Raw genomic sequence first — 15,823 nt, 5'->3', positions numbered from 1 at the left:
AAAGAGAAACGAAATTTTAAGAAAAGGCAATGGCGAAAAAATGTAGTTCAAAGTCTTTTCATTTGTCTTCGGCTTTGTTAAATTGAAATAATGGCAAGTTGGAAAAAGTTTCTTTTACTGGGATGGGGTTTATTGATGACGAGTTATGTCTGGGCGGCTTCTATTGTGCAAGTCAGTCAAGGTGTAAAAGCCGAAAGCGCGCTTTTGGTCGAGGCGCGAACCGGGCGCGTTTTGTTTTCGCGCAATATTGATGAGCCCTTACCGCCCGCAAGCACAACAAAATTAATGACAGCGTTGTTGACTTATGAGCAAACCGGATTGCGAGGAAGTGTTAAAGTCGCAACGCAAGATACAAAAGTGGAGCCGACGAAATTATCTTTGGTGCCGGGTGAAACGGTTCCCGTAATAGGCATGGTGAAATCGCTTTTGGTGGGGTCGGCTAACGATTGTGCGATGTCGCTGGCGCGTTACGTGGGAGGTGGTGTGGTTAACTTTTCTGCTATGATGAACCGACGCGCACACGAGTTGGGCTGCACTCGAACGACTTTCAAAAATCCTAATGGATTGCCTGCTCAAGGGCAGTTGACCACTGCGCGTGATTTGCTGAAAATTTTTCAGGCTGCGATTAGTAAACCGGAATTAAGGCAGATGTGTCAGACGAAAAGTTTTGTTATTCGCACCGCTCGTGGCACGCAAACGGTGTCGAATCATAATAAATTATTGGGTGTTTTTCCGGGAATGGGACCTGCGAAAACGGGATGGACTTATAGTTCCAAGCATACTTATGCGGCTTCAGCTTCGCGTAATGGTCGTGAATTGCATCTCATTATTTTGAAAAGTCCAAATAAATGGACGGATGCCACGCTGCTTTTTAATTATGGTTTTGAAAGATTGGGACAACCAGGTCTTGTTTCAGTTAGCCGATAAAATTAGTTATCATTTTTCATCGTTGCGATGGCATAATCACGATTCATTCGCGCGATATAGTTCACGCTAATTCCCTTAGGACAAGCGGCTTCGCAAGCGTAGGTGTTGGTGCAATTACCGAAACCTTCATGATCCATTTGTGCCACCATTTTTAGAACGCGTTGATAACGTTCGGGTTGGCCTTGTGGCAATAAACCGAGATGGCTAACTTTGGCAGAAACAAAAAGCATAGCAGAAGAGTTTTTGCATGCAGCGACACACGCTCCGCAACCAATGCATGCGGCGGCATCAAAAGCGGCTTCTGCTGCCATTTTGGCAACGGGAGTGGAATTGGCATCGGGCGCAGAACCGGTGGAGGCGGAAATGAAACCACCGGCTTGAATAATGCGATCAAAAGCTCCGCGATCAATCACAAGATCTTTAATAACGGGGAAAGAGCGAGCGCGAAACGGTTCGATGGTAATTACTTCGCCATCTTGAAAATTGCGAAGATAAACCTGGCAACTTGCCACTAGATTTTCTGGACCGTGAGGCTCGCCATTGATCATTAGACAACAGCTACCGCAGATGCCTTCGCGACAATCGTGGTCAAAAGCAATGGGCTCTTCACCTTGAGAAATTAATTTTTCATTTACCACATCCAACATTTCTAAAAAAGACATGTTCGGATTAAGATCGCCTTGTTCATAAGTAACAAAGCGACCGGGGGCTTGAGCGCTTTTTTGTCGCCAGACTCTTAATGAAAGTTTCATTTATAACTCCTTTGCGCCAATTTTACGGTTTCAAAAGTAAGAGGTTCTTCGTGTCGTTCGGGTGGTTGGTTTTGGCCTTTAAATTCCCATGCTGCAACGTGGGTAAAATGCTCATCGTCGCGCAGAGCTTCGCCATCGGGAGTTTGATGTTCTTCACGAAAATGGCCTCCACACGATTCTTCACGAATTAAAGCATCGCGACAAAGCAGTTCGCCTAATTCTAAGAAGTCGGCTACACGCCCTGCCATTTCCAGGGACTGATTTAAATCATCGTTTTCACCGGGAACATTAACTCCCGTATTGGGATTCCAAAATTCGGCGCGAAGTTCTTGCACGAGTTGTAGGCCTTTTTCCAAGCCAGCTTTATTGCGAGCCATTCCACAATGATCCCAGAGTATTTTTCCTAATTGGCGATGGAAAGAAGACACGGTTCGCTTTCCGCGAAGCTCAAGGAGTTGTTGAGTCATTTGGACAATGTCTGACTCTGCTTTTTTAAATTCGGCTTGATCTGTCGCAGGGCGCTTTTCCGTCATGTTCGCAAAATAACTACCGATAGTGTAAGGCAAAACAAAATAGCCATCGGCTAAACCCTGCATCAAAGCGCTTGCTCCTAAACGATTTGCTCCATGATCTGAAAAATTGGCTTCCCCGAGAACAAAGAGTCCCGGCAAATTGCTCATCAAATTATAATCCACCCACAGACCGCCCATAGTGTAATGGATTGCGGGATAAATGCGCATTGGGTTTTGGTAAGCATTTTCTCCGGTGATTTCATGATAGATATCAAAGAGATTCCCATAGCGTTCGCGAACGGTCTGCTCACCCAGACGTTGAATGGCATCAGAAAAATCTAAATAAACGCCTAATCCGCTGTCTCCCACGCCGCGACCTTCGTCGCATACTTGTTTCGCCGCGCGCGAGGCGATATCGCGAGGCGCTAGGTTGCCGTAGCTCGGATATTTTCGTTCCAAATAATAATCTCTTTCTTCTTCTGGAATTTCTTGCACGGGACGTTTATCGCCTGCTTTTTTTGGTACCCAAACGCGGCCATCGTTGCGCAACGATTCGGACATGAGCGTGAGCTTGGATTGATAATCGCCTGATACCGGAATGCAAGTGGGATGAATCTGTGTGAAACAAGGATTTGCGAAACAAGCACCCTTTTTATAAGCGCGCCATATGGCGGTCGCGTTGGAGTTGCGAGCGTAAGTAGATAGGCAATACGCATTACCATAACCGCCTGTGGCTAACACAACAGCATCAGCGCTGTGAGAAAAAATTTTGCCCGTTAACAAATTGCGCGTGACGATGCCTTTGGCGTGACCGTTAACCACTACCAAGTCGAGCATTTCATGGCGCGGAAACATTTTCACTTTTCCTGCCCCAATTTGCCGACTGAGTGCAGAGTAAGCGCCTAGGAGAAGTTGTTGGCCGGTTTGTCCTCTGGCATAAAAAGTGCGGGAAACTTGCGCTCCACCAAATGAGCGATTAGCGAGATAACCTCCATACTCCCGGGCAAAAGGAACGCCTTGGGCTGCGCATTGATCGATGATGTTGACGCTGACTTGAGCGAGACGATAAACGTTAGCTTCACGCGCACGAAAATCGCCGCCTTTTATTGTGTCGTAAAAAAGTCGAAAAATACTATCCCCATCATTTTGATAGTTTTTTGCGGCATTAATGCCTCCTTGAGCTGCAATGCTATGAGCGCGACGCGGACTGTCATGGAAGCAAAATGCTTTCACATTGTAACCTAGCTCCGCCAATGTTGCGGCAGCCGATGCGCCTCCTAAACCCGTGCCAACTACGATTACTTCGTATTTTCGTTTATTATTGGGGCTGACCAATTTTACGTCGCGTCGATATTGATCCCATTTCTGAGCGAGCGGACCGGAAGGAGTTTTTGAATCGAATTTCATAATGCGATTAAGTGGCGGGTTGAATGATTCCCATTAAAACGGCGATCGGAATACAACTCATCCCAATAAAAATAAGAAACGCAAAAATGCGAGCAAACCAGCGTAAAGGAAGATGATAACTGTTTTTTATGATTCCCATCGAGTGAAACATGCTTTCAATGCCGTGGCTCAAATGCAAACAAAGCAGTCCAACGCCAACAATATAAAAAATGGAAATGTAAGGAATTTGAAAGCTGTAAACTAACATATTGTAAACATCGTGTTGTCCTAAGGAGTCTTTTAATGCGTAAAGGCTCGGATTGGTAATGCCCACGGTGAAATGGAGAAGGTGGTAAACAATAAAGGCAAAAACAATTAATCCGCTAACGGCCATCGTTCGCGAAGCCAATGTGGCGCCTAGAGATTTTTTTTCTGAATAAGCTAAGTTACCTCGCGCACGTCTATTTTCGATAGTTAACTGGATTGCTACGATGATATGAATGATAGTAACCGCTAGGAGAGTCAATCGTGCTGGCCACAATATTTCGGGCAGCGATTTTAAAAAATGAGCATAACGATTTACCGTTTCTTGTCCTAAAAAAGTTTGGAGATTGCCGAGCATGTGAAAGACGACAAATGTGTAAAGAATGAAACCGGTGATCGCCATGATATATTTTTTGCCTAGCGATGAACCTAATACTCTTACTAAAACTTTCATGATTACTTGCTAACTGAGATGTGTTACCACAATCTATGATTTTTGTTAAAAATTCAAGGGAAAGTTATTTTATGACTTGTCATGGAAATGGCGATGAAGCAAAATGAGGGACTATGAAAAATCTGCTCTGTGGCGTTATTTTGATGGTATTTATTATCTCAAGTTGGGCGCAAAAGTATGATTATGATAAGGCAGGGCGTCTGGTAAAAGTTACTTACGATAGCGGTAAGAAAATTTATTATTATTATGATAAGGCTGGAAATTTAACCTCAGTCCGTGAAACCAAAAAATCGCGTCGCGAATTGCGTTCCCAATCTAAGAAAAATTTGTCGAATAAATAATTTTTTCGTTAAAAATTATTTCATTCGTCATTTGCGAAGTGCTGTAAAGTCGGTTATCTTTTACAAGGAGAGGGACGATGAAAGTGGAAACTTGTCGGGCGGCATTTACGGCGGAGGATTTCGATTTTGTTGTTAAAACGTTGTCGCGTTCACCCAAGGATGCGGTTTCGTTGGTGGAGTTGTTGAGTGACGAAGAAATGCGCGATGAAATTCTGGATCACGATCGTCTTTATCAGGAATTGATCGAAAATGGTAGTTGCTTGAAAGTATCACCAGCTTTTTATTTTTATGTGTTAACGCGGCACGTTTTAAAAAAATCGGGATTAACGGATCGAACGATTTGCGATTATGTGGCTTTAATTTTGGTGAATTTTTCGCGTTGGCAGCGTTTACCTCATTTTTTTGAGTCTCCTCAAGGTGAGTCCTTTTACCCTTATTTATCTGATATGTTACAGGCTATTGCCAAAGCGGAATCGCATCAGGGTTTTATTTTGCGAATTTATTTGGCGAATTACACGCTGTTTTATAGCGGAATTTTTGTGGAACGGATTGTGGCGAATCGCAATCGTCGCGGGGGGCCGGACGTTTCTTTTTACGAAGAGGTGGGGCGAACGAATTATCAATTGGCGGCGGAACATCGTTTGGCTCAGAAGCATTATTTGCAGGGAGTTTTGGATCAGTTGGCGCAAGCGTTTCGCCCTACGCGTTTTGCCTTGAATGATTTATCTGAAAATTTGTTGCATTTATCGCCCAATCCGAGTTGGGGAGAATTAGGATGAGATGTTATGACGTTGTTAGCCGAAATCCAACAGGTTTTGGAGCGGACTTATTCGCAAGCTGGCATCAATCTAGAAGAGTGTGTGGTGGGGCCTCAACGTTTTAAGCAGCTATCATGTTTAGCGAATACTTCGAATGATTTATCCTTTTCGGCTAGAACTTTCATTCGACTTTCTGGTGAAAATTTGTTTATTGCGATTTATTATTCGCCTGAACTGGTTCGATGTTTGGAACAGGAGCATCCGCACTACGGGTTAAGTGATCGCAATATTGAAGCGTTGATCGCTTTTGTTGAGGAAATCACACATGGTGTGCATGCGGCTTTGGCGTTTCAGCGGGGTAAGCTCGAGGTGGAATCGGAGTTGTTTTGTTGTCAGTTGGAGATGCAGGCGAAAATTGATACCTATTGGTTGTTGATTCGCTTTTTATATTTTTTATGTGAGGGAAAACTTTTTCAAAAGGGAAAATATTGGATTTTTTACACCCTTTTTGAGAGAGAAAACTTTGATTACATCGACCGGAAACTCGCGCATCGTTATCGACTCGCTAATCACATGGCGAGTTCTTTTATTAAAAAAGTTTCTTCTTTGGCTGCAGAAGCACGCGTGGCCCAATTAAGAGCATTTCGTGAAATGAATTTTCGTGAGCAATATCGTTATTGTTTTTATCGTTAACTCGTGTTAGCTCGCTGCCAATGTGAAGACAATGTTATTAAAAGATGAGTTGCGTTGCTGGGCAGAGATTGACGTCAAGGCGTTGCGACACAACTTTCGTTTTATTCAGAATTATATTGGGCGAAGAGTTGGGATTGTGCCGGTCATTAAGGCAAACGCTTACGGTCATGGTTTGGAGCATGCGGCTTTAGCGTTATCATCGGAAAAAGTGGCTTTGTTTGGGGTAACCGATTGGCGTGAAGCTTTGCTTTTGCGAGCTTTGCGAAAATCGAAATCTGGTTTTGATACGATTTTATTGAGTCCTTGTTTGGAAACTGATGTGCCGGAGGTGGTGCGCCATCAATTCATTCCTGTGATTTCTACGCATCGTGAGGTGAAATGGTTTGAAAAAAGTGTTTCAAAACAAAAATTAGCAAAACCGTTTCCTGTGCATGTGAAAATAGACACGGGCATGGGACGAGTAGGGGCGTGGCATGAGGAGGCTTTGGTTTTGTTGCGACAAGTCGTTCGATCTCCACATTTGAGATTGGCGGGAATCGCAACGCATTTTGCCAGTTCGGATGAAGATGCGACTTTCACCAACCAACAATGGCAATGGTTCCAACGATGTTTGGATCAATTTTGCAAGGAGCATCCTCGGTCTGATTTGAAGATTCACGCGGCTAATAGCGCGGCAATTTTGAAACATCCTAAGACTCACGCCGATTGGGTTCGCCCGGGGCTTCTTTTGTATGGTGTTTCGCCTGTGAAAGGATTTCAAAGTAATCTCAAACCAGTTTTGCAATGGAAGGCGCGAGTCACTTTGACGAAAGAAATTCAGACGGGACGAACATTGAGTTACGGAGCGACTTATCGCGCAAAGAAGAAGCAGCGTATTGCGATTGTTTCTGCGGGTTATGCGGATGGCTATCCTCGTTCTTTATCGAATCGAGGTCATGTCATGATCCAAGGTAAACGTTGCGCGATTTTAGGGCGTGTGACGATGGATCAGATGATTGTGGATACGAGCTCGATGCAGAATGTTCGCATTGGAGAAGAGGTTGTTTTGTTGGGGGCGGGAATATCGGCAGAAAAATTAGCGGCGTTGACGGGAACGATTAGTTATGAAATTTTTTGTGGAATAGGCTGTCGCGTGCCGAGGATTAGGGTAAATTGATTAAAGACGGGTTATTTTTAATAGGTTTGCTTTAGGATTAAAAAATGATAAGGCTTCTACTATGACTCCAGAACAAGAATTTACAGCAAATTATTGGGAAAACTATATTCAAACAAAATCAAATTTTAAAAAAGCTTCTCCTCAATCTGGGGAGGTTATTTTGGATGAAAAAAATAAGACAGTAACTGTGAAAATGAATTTTTACTATTACGGTACCGAAGCTACTGAAAAAACAGCAGAGGCGGCTACTTCTGAAATTAGTACTATGTATAATGATGCTGCTAAAAAGCATAAGGTTAAGATAAACGGCAAAGAATATACAGCGAAGTTTGATGTGACTTATTCTGTTATAACTGAAGAAGCCGCTAAAAAATTAGCGGCTGCTAATAATGGTCATATAAATAATTTTATTAGAGTTGAGAAAAATAATGAGAGATTGAAAAGGTCTTTTGTAAAGTCCTTGGGCGATAATAGTGGGTTCTTCAATACTGATGATAGTTTAGGTGAATCTACCACAGCGGCTCATGAAATAGGACACGGTTTAGGATTAAATCATAGCGCTTCAGACCAAAGAGGAAAACAGCCTGATATTATGGCTGCGCGAGGTACTGCTGTGGATGCAAAATATACTTGGAATCCTAAATTAGGCGATTCGAAACTTACTAAAGCCAATGATCCTATCTTGGGTGAATACTCGTATTTTACCAACACGGTAAATCCTCAATTACGCCAAGTTACTGAACAAAATTTACAAGATATTTTTAAAGGAATAAAATTTGATAAAAATCTTAAAGCAAATATAGGCACTATTTCTAATACTATCTATGATGCTAAAGGTTATCCCCGACCCTAAAATAATTACTTTATTCTTAATATAGTTTATTAGAGAAAAAGAATCAGGGAGGTTTTATTTTGATTCTTCGGATTTGACTTGGAGCGCGTGGGGCTGATCCTGATCTTTAAGGTTTTGCCATTCTTGTTCCATTTCTTCTATAGAACAATTTTTTAGATCGCCTTTTTTTTGTTTGAGGCGATTTTCCATGAGACGAAATCGCGTTTCGAATTTGGTGTTAGCGGCTTGTAGAGTGGCTTCGGCGTCGCAATGAAGAAAGCGCGATAAATTGACCAAACTGAAAAAGAGGTCGCCGAGTTCTTCTTGAATTTTTTCGGGTTCGTGAGAGTTAATTTCGTGACGTAGTTCTTCGATTTCTTCCTGAATTTTATCGAGAATTTGTTCTGCTTTTGACCAATCGAATCGCGCATGAGATGCTTTTTCTTGAAGCTTATGGGCTTTGAGTAAAGCGGGAAGCGCAGGTGGAACGCCATCCAGAGCGCTTTCGCGATCAGCTTTTTCTTTAGCTTTGAGTGCTTGCCAATTTTCTACGACGTCTTCGACTGAGTTGACTTGAATTTTATTTTGTCGCGCATCAACGCTGGGAAAAGGTTCGAAAACATGAGGGTGGCGAGCAATGAGTTTGTTGCAAATGCTGTCGGCAACGGCATCAAAATCGTAAATTTCTTTTTCGTGCGCGACTTGAGCATGGAACATGACATGGAAGAGAATGTCGCCCAGCTCCTCTTTTAAATGATCTGGATTTTCTAAATCGATGGCTTCCAGAACTTCATAGCATTCTTCAAGAAAAGCACGTTTTAAGGAAGCGTGGGTTTGTTTGCGATCCCAAGGGCATCCTTTTTCCGGGTCGCGCAGGGTGGCGACAATGGCTTCTAACTTTTCGATTGGCTTTATCATACTAGCAAACTATCGTGTAACCCAATCATGGCACAAACTAAAAAAATTGCAGTTATTCTTTCGGGTTGCGGAGTGTATGATGGCAGCGAAATTCATGAAGCAGTGCTGACGTTGTTAGCATTGAATCGTGCGGGAGCGGAAGTTTTTTGTTTTGCACCCAATATTCCACAGCATCATGTGGTGAATCATTTGAATGGGGAAGCGGTTGAGGATGAAGTGAGGAATGTTTTGACGGAAGCCGCTCGGATTGCGCGGGGTAAAATTCAGGATGTTGCGAAATGTAAAGTGTCGGAGATGGATGGAGTTATTTTCCCAGGCGGTTATGGTGCGGCAAAAAATTTATGCGATTTTGCGGTGGAAGGCGTCCGATGCGAAGTGGATCCTAACGTGGTAAAATTAATCAAAGGTATGCATGAAGCAAAAAAACCGATGGCCTTTTTGTGTATTTCTCCGGTGATTGCAGCAAAAGTGTTAGGTTCGGCAGGCGTTCAGTTAACGATTGGCAATGATCCTGCTACGAAAAAAGCGATTGAAGAAATGGGCGCAAAACATGTGGTGAAAGATGTGAAAGATGTTTTAGTGGATGACGTCAATCGTATCGTTTCTACACCTGCTTATATGTATGATGCTTCGATTGCACAGGTAGCGGAAGGCATTGAAAAATGTGTGGCGACTGTGTTGAAATTGATTCCTTAAGAGAAAATGTTTCATGGGAGTTTACACGCATTTTAAAACGTTAGATTGGGTGGTTTTGGTTGGTTATTTGCTTTTAACCACATGGATCGGGCATGCGCTTAGGGGTAAACAGTCTACCATTCGCGATTTTTTTTTGGCAGGTCGCTCTTTGCCGTGGCAAGCGGTTTGTGGGTCGATTATTGCTACGGAAATTAGTGCGTTAACTTTCATTGGCGTGCCGGGTATGGTGTTTGCTGCGGGAGGGGATTGGACTTATCTGCAATGGGCAATTGGGTCGGTGATCGCTCGATTTATTGTTGGGATTTATTTTGCTAAAGCTTTTTTTGAGCGCGAAATTTATAGCCCTTACGATTACATGCAGAATCGGTTGGGAGGCAAGACGCGGAGTTTAACGACTACCTTATTTTTTCTGGGTTCGATTTTGGGGCAGAGTGTCAGATTGCTCGTGACAGCAATTGTTTTGAAAACGGTTACGGGATTGGATTTCCATCTTTGTATTTTGATTATAGGTTTGTTTGCGATTGTTTGGACATGGATGGGTGGGATGACGACGGTGATTTGGACAGATGTGGTGCAATTTGGCGTGTTTGTTTTTAGTGGGCTGTTGGCGTTGGGTTGGATTGTGCATGCGTTACCGGGTGGTGTGTCGCAGTGGATAGATGTTGCTTCTACAGCAGGAAAATTTCGCTTGATTGATTTAACAAGGGATCCTTCGGTCGGGTTTACTTTGTGGGTCGGAATTTTAGCAATGCCTTTTCAAAATATGGCTGCGTTTGGAACGGATCAACTTAATGCGCAACGCATGTTTTGTTGTCGTTCGGCGCGAGATGCGGGGAAAGCTATGATTTTTAGTTCCTTAGGTCAATTTGTGACGATTTTAATGTTGTGCGTAGGGACGGCATTGTTTGCCTATTACCAACATTTTTCTCCTTCGCCTGAGGAGATTTCTTTGTTTGGATCCGATGCGGATTATGTTTTTCCGGTTTGGATTACGACGGTATTGCCGGCGGGTATTACGGGCTTGATTTTGGCGGGAGCTTTTGCGGCGGCGATTTCTAGTTTAGATTCAGCACTAGCTGCTTTATCGCAAGCAACGCTGGCATTGCGTTTTGATGGCAAGGATTGGGCACATGAAGGCTCTGCTTTTCGTATGTTGTTAGCTTCAAGAATTGCAGTGGTTTTTTGGGGAATTACCCTGCCAATTTGTGCGATTGGCTTGGATCATGTGCGGGGCAATATTAATCTTGTGAATTTAGCGTTTGGCATGGTGAGTTACACTTATGGCCCGATGTTGGGCATTTTTCTTTTGGCTATGTTTCGTAAAAATACTGGCACACGGGGAGTTTGGATCGGGTTGATTGTTTCGATTGGCTTAACGTTATATGTGAGACCGGATGTTTATACGGTTTTGAAGAATTTTACGATTATCACACCAGAACAGGCGCTTGAATGGCAGCCCAAATTACATTATGCGTGGCTTTATCCGATTACGTGTTTGCTTACTTTAGGTTGTGGACTTCTGTTTTCATCTCATGTTGAGCCAAATATTTTAGAGGAAAAACTCGCCGATGGCGTCAGCTCGTAATTTGCCTTCTTGCGTTAAAATCCATCGTCCTTTTGTTTCTTGCGCGTAACCAGCAGAAATCAGTTGTTGAAATGAATCGAAAAACTTTGGATTGATTGCAGCTCCTTCATTGGTTCGTAATCCAAAAATAATTTTTTCTTTCTCGCGTAATTCATCACTTAAAGTTTCTTGGTTAGTTTTTTGCCACTGATTTTTTTGTGCGCCTTGCAAATAAAGCGTTAAATCCGAAATATTTTGCCAACGCTGGTTTTCAACAGTAGAAACGGCGCTAGGACCGAGTCCAATAAAATTAGAACCGCGCCAGTAGGCGAAATTATGTTCTGAAATTTTTCCGGGCTTGGCAAAATTGGAAATTTCGTAGTGTTGAAAGCCAGCTTTTTCCAGTGTTAAAATGCTCGTTAGATAAAATTCGGTTTCTACTTCGAGGTTGCGTTGCCATTGGCCTTTTTGAATTTTTTCAAAGAAAGGCGTGTCTTCTTCGTAAGTTAAACAATAAGTGGAAATATGTTCCGGCTGAAGGGAAAGTGTTTTTTCTAAAGTTTTTTGCCAGGATTCTATGCTTTGTCCTGGCACGGCAAACATCAGGTCAATATTAAGATTAGGAAATCCGGTTTCATGCAAAATTTCATAAGAGCGAATTATTTTTTCGGGAGAATGTTGTCGTCCTAAAGTCGCTAGCACATTGGGGTCGAAAGATTGAGCGCCCAGGCTCACTCGGTTTATGCCAAGTTCGTAAAGAATTTTTGCTTTCTCGGAAGAAACGGTTGTGGGGTTCATTTCGAGAGTAAATTCGGTTGGAGCAAAGTGTTTAGTTAAAACGCTAATGAGTCGCTCTAACTCGGATGTGGGAAGAGCGCTGGGGGTTCCGCCACCTAAAAAAATGGTTTTAATCCTAAGCGGATATTTTTTTTTGTAATAATCAAACTCTTGTAAAATCGCATCGATCAAAGAAGGCATAAGACGACGATTCGCGGGTTGTACGTAAAAAGAGCAGTAGGGGCAAATTCTTGGGCAAAAAGGAATGTGAATATAAAGATGTTGAAGTGACTCCATCTTTTTCAAGCCTAACTGACAGTATCGATAATAGCAAAAAACTCTTGAAAATTAGTAAGATCTTGAAAAGTGGCAGTGGGTTGATGTTTTTTTAATTCTTTTAGAGTAAACCTGCCGGTGGCGACGGCGATGGTTTTAGCACCGATGGCTTTGCCGCAGGCGATGTCATGAGGCGTGTCGCCGATTACAAAAATATTTTCTGGAGAAAAATTGGTTTGAAATTTTTCTTCTGCGCGTTGTTTGGCATAGGCGGGAAGTTGGTTGCGATCGTGATGATCGTCAGAAAACGCGCCAAATTCGAAGTAATGCATCATTTGATAATGTTCCAATTTGAGCTGAGCACCTCTTTGCAAATTTCCTGTGAGTAAACCTTGAGCTAAATCGTTGCGTTGATGTGCCCTTTCCAAAATCGTGGCAATGCCTTCTAAAACGCGTCCTGTTTCTTGTCGTTTGGGTAGCCAATGTTGCAGTTCTTCAATGTAGCCATCTAAAAAACGGGTGATGTTTTCTAGGGTTTCTGGCAGATTATATTTTCGCAAAATTTCCATTGCGATTCCTTTGTCGGTGCGACCGGCAATTTCTATACCTTCAAGTTTGGAATCGATTTCGAAATGATTTTTGAGCGCTTGGATGAGTGCATATTCTCCGGCAGAACCGGTAGTTAGCAAGGTGCCATCGATATCCCAAAGTAAAAGTTTATTGGGTTGTTTCATGGTTTTGGGTTCGGACAGCATCGGCATAGATCGGGCCAAACCAGGTGTCGACCAGACAGAGTCCAAAAACGGCAGCGAAGGGAATGGTGATAATAAAAGAGCATAAAACTGTATTCAGTCCAGTGAGAAAAAATGAGGCGAGCAAAAACTCTTTTTTTCTGGAGCAAAAGATTTTTAAATTTTTAGGGTAGTTCAAAGCGCAGTTGATAACGGAATCGCCGTCGAGCCAGCGACAACAGGCTACGCCGCAGAAGGGAATGACAAAAAGCATGGCAGGGGGATAAAACATGCTTAATAAAGCTGGCGGAAGTCTTAAAATTTGAATGAAAAGAAAATAGCAAATTCCCATCCAAACTCCTACAGGAAGTAAAAGTGTAGTGATGGCAAGAATCAGTTTAACGGCGCCTTCTTTAACATAGCGCGGTAAAACGCTCATATTCCAATCAGGAAGTTGTGGTGCGGAGCCGGTGCGTGCGCGACGTAACACTTCGTAGGTGAATCCTAGAGGAAACCAAAAACTTAAAACGTTAAAAGCGAGAGTGCCAAAGAATAAAGGTTTTAAGAGGATCGATTTTTCGCCAGGGCTAAACATCCACAATAATAAAATAATCAGGAAAGGGTTGATCAATAAAAATCCGCCGAAAAGAATTTTGGGCAGCCATTGCGAGTCGGAAAGAATGGTTTGAAAACCTTTTTTGAGATCGGGAAATAAGTTCATAATGCTCTTGATTAGCCAGCCTTTCCTATCTGAGTCAAGTCGTAGCTTTTAGCTTTTAGTGGAGGGCAGATAGCTGATAGCTTTTCTGTATGAGCCATTTTGAGGATTTGGGTTTTGCTAAGGTCGATTTGCATCGAGGTCAACGTCAAGGATTTCCTGAGGTAATTTTTTGTTTAGGAAAGACGCCAAGACAGGCGGCAGAAATTTTTGGAGTTTTGGCAAGACGGGAGCCAGTGGTTTTAGCTACGCGCGCAACGGAGACGCATTTTCGTGCAATTCAGAAAAAGGTCAAAAACGTGAAATATTTTCCGGAAGCGCGTTGCGTGGTGAAGTGGAGTAAGGAGTTTCAAAAAAAAATAAAAACCTCTTCTTTTTTGGTGGCAGTGCTGGCTGCGGGAACTTCGGATATGCTAGTCGCGGAAGAGGCGGCGATTACCGCGATGTGTTTTGGGGCAAAAGTGGAGCGGGCTTATGATGTGGGTGTGGCAGGTTTGCATCGATTGTTTGCACAGTGCGAGTTATTAAAGCAAGCGAGTGTGATTATTGTTGTTGCAGGTATGGAAGGCGCACTTCCGAGTGTAGTGGCAGGTTTGGTGGATAAACCGGTGATTGCGGTGCCGACGAGTGTGGGGTATGGCGCGAATTTTTCGGGGCTCGCAGCGTTGCTAGGCATGTTAAATTCCTGTGGAAGTGGGGTTACTGTGGTGAATATTGATAATGGGTTTGGCGCAGGTTTTGCTGCGGGTCAGATTTTGAGGCTGACTCATGTAGTAAAATAGAAATAATCTTGGGAGCTTGCACGGTTTAAGAAATGTTTTAGGGTGGAACTAGCTTTATGAGAAAACCGACGCTGGCGACTATTTTTTTGATTGTTTTTATTGATCTCATTGGGTTTGGGATTGTATTGCCGTTGTTGCAATTTTGGGGTCGAGATTTGGGGGCGTCAGGTTTTATGGTGGGGCTGATTATTGCGTCGTTTTCGATTATGCAATTTTTGTTTGCGCCGTTTTGGGGCAAGTTGTCGGATCGGTTTGGGCGAAGGCCCATTTTGTTAATTAGCTTGTTGGGTTCGACGCTTTCTTATGTTTTGTTTGCGTCTTCGACGAGTTGGTGGGGATTATTGATTTCGCGTTCTTTTGCGGGATTTTGTGGGGCGAATATTGCGGTGGCCCAGGCTTATATTGCTGATATTACGCGACCGGATCAACGTTCGAAAGGGATGGGTTTGATTGGAATGGCGTTTGGTTTGGGTTTTATTTTTGGTCCAGTGATTGGTGGATTGGCGATGGGGCAAAATCATAATTATGCGTTGGCGGGTTGGATTGCGAGCGGGTTATGTGGTATTAATTTTGTGATGGCGATTTTTTTGTTGCCGGAATCGTTGAAGACGAAGGGAGCGAAAAAGGAGTGGAATCGTTTTCGAAGTGGATTTTCGGGGAAACATTATTCCGGCTGGGTATGGCGGTTGTTGGGGGTAGCTTTTTGCACGAATCTAGCTTTTACAATTTGGGAGACGACGTTTGGTATGTGGTTGAAGTTGAATCCAGCTTTTCATTTTAATGGTCGGCAATTCGCTTATTTGTTGGCGTGTGTGGGCGTGGTTTCGGCGATGGTGCAAGGCGGATTGATTGGTCGATTGGTGAAGGCTTTTGGAGAGGAGAAATTGTTGCGATGGAGTAATGGGTTGATGATTGTGGCTAATTTGCTTTTACCCTTTTGTTTTTCTTTGGGTTGGTTGGTTGTGGTGTTGGTGGCGCTGGCGTTGGGTAATGGTATTTGTCGGCCGACATTATATGGCTCTATTTCATTGAGTTATAGTGCTGAAGAGCAGGGCACGATTTTGGGAGCCATGCAGTCGATTAGTAGTTTAGCGCGCATTGTTGGACCGCTCTTGGGGGGGGTGTTAATTGATCTTCATTTGAATGCGCCCTTTTGGTTGAGCGTGGGTGGATTGGTGATTGCGAGTATTTTATTGTTAACAGGAAAAAATTCGGTCGAGAAATCGCTTCAGGTTAATTCAACTAGAGTGGTTGAAAATTGAAATAAAGTGCATTGTCATGTGATG

Annotated in this window: 17 protein-coding genes; 10 read left to right on the top strand and 7 right to left on the bottom strand. The window is 43.2% G+C overall.

Annotated elements, in window-relative coordinates; all coding sequences use genetic code 11:
* The first annotated feature begins 135 nt into the window (after positions 1–135).
* The gene (locus K1X66_08595; protein MBX7158426.1) at positions 136–927 is read left to right on the top strand and encodes a serine hydrolase; all 792 of its coding nucleotides are present in this window, start codon (positions 136–138) and stop codon (positions 925–927) included.
* Between the two features lie 2 nt (positions 928–929).
* Here the strand turns inward: K1X66_08595 and K1X66_08590 are convergent, their stop codons facing one another.
* From K1X66_08590 to K1X66_08580, 3 genes are read right to left on the bottom strand one after another with little or no spacing between them, the layout of a single operon-like run.
* Complete coding sequence (locus K1X66_08590) at positions 930–1,679, bottom strand: succinate dehydrogenase/fumarate reductase iron-sulfur subunit (GenBank protein ID MBX7158425.1); 750 nt, start codon at positions 1,677–1,679, stop codon at positions 930–932.
* On the bottom strand, positions 1,676–3,598 hold the full coding sequence (locus tag K1X66_08585) for a fumarate reductase/succinate dehydrogenase flavoprotein subunit (protein MBX7158424.1): 1,923 nt from the start codon (positions 3,596–3,598) through the stop codon (positions 1,676–1,678). Before K1X66_08585 ends, K1X66_08590 begins: the two co-directional genes overlap by 4 nt.
* Positions 3,599–3,605: 7 nt before the next feature.
* On the bottom strand, positions 3,606–4,295 hold the full coding sequence (locus K1X66_08580; protein ID MBX7158423.1) for a succinate dehydrogenase cytochrome b subunit: 690 nt from the start codon (positions 4,293–4,295) through the stop codon (positions 3,606–3,608).
* 143 nt (positions 4,296–4,438) lie between these two features.
* Here K1X66_08580 and K1X66_08575 point away from each other — a divergent pair, with 143 nt between their 5' ends.
* The 5 genes from K1X66_08575 to K1X66_08555 all read left to right on the top strand — a co-directional run bounded on the left by K1X66_08575 (position 4,439) and on the right by K1X66_08555 (position 8,096).
* On the top strand, positions 4,439–4,636 hold the full coding sequence (locus K1X66_08575) for an RHS repeat protein (GenBank protein MBX7158422.1): 198 nt from the start codon (positions 4,439–4,441) through the stop codon (positions 4,634–4,636).
* Between the two features lie 77 nt (positions 4,637–4,713).
* Positions 4,714–5,415, top strand: a complete 702-nt coding sequence (locus K1X66_08570; GenBank protein MBX7158421.1) for a hypothetical protein — start codon at positions 4,714–4,716, stop codon at positions 5,413–5,415.
* A 6-nt stretch (positions 5,416–5,421) separates the two neighbouring features.
* Positions 5,422–6,087: a hypothetical protein gene (locus K1X66_08565; GenBank protein ID MBX7158420.1), complete on the top strand. Its 666-nt coding sequence runs from the start codon at positions 5,422–5,424 to the stop codon at positions 6,085–6,087.
* Between the two features lie 31 nt (positions 6,088–6,118).
* Positions 6,119–7,243, top strand: a complete 1,125-nt coding sequence (gene alr / locus K1X66_08560) for an alanine racemase (GenBank protein MBX7158419.1) — start codon at positions 6,119–6,121, stop codon at positions 7,241–7,243.
* Positions 7,244–7,304: 61 nt separating this feature from the next.
* Positions 7,305–8,096, top strand: coding sequence for a hypothetical protein (locus K1X66_08555; GenBank protein MBX7158418.1), 792 nt, complete (start codon positions 7,305–7,307; stop codon positions 8,094–8,096).
* Positions 8,097–8,150: 54 nt separating this feature from the next.
* Here K1X66_08555 and mazG read toward each other — a convergent pair whose 3' ends face one another.
* Entirely contained in the window at positions 8,151–8,993 is an 843-nt protein-coding gene (mazG, locus tag K1X66_08550; GenBank protein ID MBX7158417.1) for a nucleoside triphosphate pyrophosphohydrolase, read from the bottom strand.
* 27 nt (positions 8,994–9,020) lie between these two features.
* Between mazG and elbB the strand changes: the two genes are divergently transcribed.
* Both elbB and K1X66_08540 read left to right on the top strand, forming a co-directional pair.
* Positions 9,021–9,689, top strand: a complete 669-nt coding sequence (gene elbB / locus K1X66_08545) for an isoprenoid biosynthesis glyoxalase ElbB (protein MBX7158416.1) — start codon at positions 9,021–9,023, stop codon at positions 9,687–9,689.
* A gap of 13 nt (positions 9,690–9,702) precedes the next feature.
* Complete coding sequence (locus K1X66_08540; protein ID MBX7158415.1) at positions 9,703–11,274, top strand: sodium/solute symporter; 1,572 nt, start codon at positions 9,703–9,705, stop codon at positions 11,272–11,274.
* On the opposite strand, the gene hemW is transcribed toward K1X66_08540, so the two are convergent.
* From hemW to K1X66_08525, 3 genes are read right to left on the bottom strand one after another with little or no spacing between them, the layout of a single operon-like run.
* Positions 11,239–12,327, bottom strand: a complete 1,089-nt coding sequence (hemW, locus tag K1X66_08535; protein ID MBX7158414.1) for a radical SAM family heme chaperone HemW — start codon at positions 12,325–12,327, stop codon at positions 11,239–11,241. The genes K1X66_08540 and hemW overlap by 36 nt on opposite strands.
* 11 nt (positions 12,328–12,338) lie before the next feature.
* Positions 12,339–13,040 carry an HAD hydrolase-like protein gene (locus tag K1X66_08530; protein MBX7158413.1) on the bottom strand — a complete coding sequence of 234 codons (702 nt, stop codon included), beginning with the start codon at positions 13,038–13,040 and terminating at the stop codon, positions 12,339–12,341.
* Positions 13,024–13,758: a hypothetical protein gene (locus K1X66_08525; GenBank protein MBX7158412.1), complete on the bottom strand. Its 735-nt coding sequence runs from the start codon at positions 13,756–13,758 to the stop codon at positions 13,024–13,026. The genes K1X66_08530 and K1X66_08525 overlap by 17 nt, the downstream gene beginning before the upstream one ends.
* A gap of 89 nt (positions 13,759–13,847) precedes the next feature.
* Here K1X66_08525 and larB point away from each other — a divergent pair, with 89 nt between their 5' ends.
* Both larB and K1X66_08515 read left to right on the top strand, forming a co-directional pair.
* Positions 13,848–14,537, top strand: a complete 690-nt coding sequence (larB, locus tag K1X66_08520; GenBank protein MBX7158411.1) for a nickel pincer cofactor biosynthesis protein LarB — start codon at positions 13,848–13,850, stop codon at positions 14,535–14,537.
* Positions 14,538–14,593: 56 nt separating this feature from the next.
* Positions 14,594–15,799 (top strand): MFS transporter, encoded by a 1,206-nt coding sequence (locus K1X66_08515; GenBank protein MBX7158410.1) that lies wholly within the window; start codon positions 14,594–14,596, stop codon positions 15,797–15,799.
* The last annotated feature ends 24 nt before the right edge of the window (positions 15,800–15,823 follow it).

It is taken from the genome of Verrucomicrobiia bacterium (genome assembly GCA_019694135.1).
Classification (GTDB): Bacteria; Verrucomicrobiota; Verrucomicrobiia; order JADLBR01; family JAIBCM01; genus JAIBCM01.
Note: the sequence above shows the minus strand (reverse complement) of the source record. Positions and strands in the feature narration are given on the sequence as shown.

What these genes read in the sequence shown, in the direction of transcription:
- K1X66_08515 (MBX7158410.1), top strand. Translation starts at nt 14,594, where the DNA reads ATGAGAAAACCGACGCTGGCGACTATTTTTTTGATTGTTTTTATTGAT.
- K1X66_08585 (MBX7158424.1), bottom strand. Translation starts at nt 3,598, where the DNA reads ATGAAATTCGATTCAAAAACTCCTTCCGGTCCGCTCGCTCAGAAATGG.
- K1X66_08525 (MBX7158412.1), bottom strand. Translation starts at nt 13,758, where the DNA reads ATGAACTTATTTCCCGATCTCAAAAAAGGTTTTCAAACCATTCTTTCC.
- larB (MBX7158411.1), top strand. Translation starts at nt 13,848, where the DNA reads ATGAGCCATTTTGAGGATTTGGGTTTTGCTAAGGTCGATTTGCATCGA.
- K1X66_08595 (MBX7158426.1), top strand. Translation starts at nt 136, where the DNA reads ATGACGAGTTATGTCTGGGCGGCTTCTATTGTGCAAGTCAGTCAAGGT.
- alr (MBX7158419.1), top strand. Translation starts at nt 6,119, where the DNA reads ATGTTATTAAAAGATGAGTTGCGTTGCTGGGCAGAGATTGACGTCAAG.
- K1X66_08555 (MBX7158418.1), top strand. Translation starts at nt 7,305, where the DNA reads ATGACTCCAGAACAAGAATTTACAGCAAATTATTGGGAAAACTATATT.
- K1X66_08575 (MBX7158422.1), top strand. Translation starts at nt 4,439, where the DNA reads ATGGTATTTATTATCTCAAGTTGGGCGCAAAAGTATGATTATGATAAG.
- K1X66_08540 (MBX7158415.1), top strand. Translation starts at nt 9,703, where the DNA reads ATGGGAGTTTACACGCATTTTAAAACGTTAGATTGGGTGGTTTTGGTT.
- K1X66_08580 (MBX7158423.1), bottom strand. Translation starts at nt 4,295, where the DNA reads ATGAAAGTTTTAGTAAGAGTATTAGGTTCATCGCTAGGCAAAAAATAT.
- K1X66_08565 (MBX7158420.1), top strand. Translation starts at nt 5,422, where the DNA reads ATGACGTTGTTAGCCGAAATCCAACAGGTTTTGGAGCGGACTTATTCG.
- K1X66_08570 (MBX7158421.1), top strand. Translation starts at nt 4,714, where the DNA reads ATGAAAGTGGAAACTTGTCGGGCGGCATTTACGGCGGAGGATTTCGAT.
- elbB (MBX7158416.1), top strand. Translation starts at nt 9,021, where the DNA reads ATGGCACAAACTAAAAAAATTGCAGTTATTCTTTCGGGTTGCGGAGTG.
- K1X66_08590 (MBX7158425.1), bottom strand. Translation starts at nt 1,679, where the DNA reads ATGAAACTTTCATTAAGAGTCTGGCGACAAAAAAGCGCTCAAGCCCCC.
- K1X66_08530 (MBX7158413.1), bottom strand. Translation starts at nt 13,040, where the DNA reads ATGAAACAACCCAATAAACTTTTACTTTGGGATATCGATGGCACCTTG.
- hemW (MBX7158414.1), bottom strand. Translation starts at nt 12,327, where the DNA reads ATGGAGTCACTTCAACATCTTTATATTCACATTCCTTTTTGCCCAAGA.
- mazG (MBX7158417.1), bottom strand. Translation starts at nt 8,993, where the DNA reads ATGATAAAGCCAATCGAAAAGTTAGAAGCCATTGTCGCCACCCTGCGC.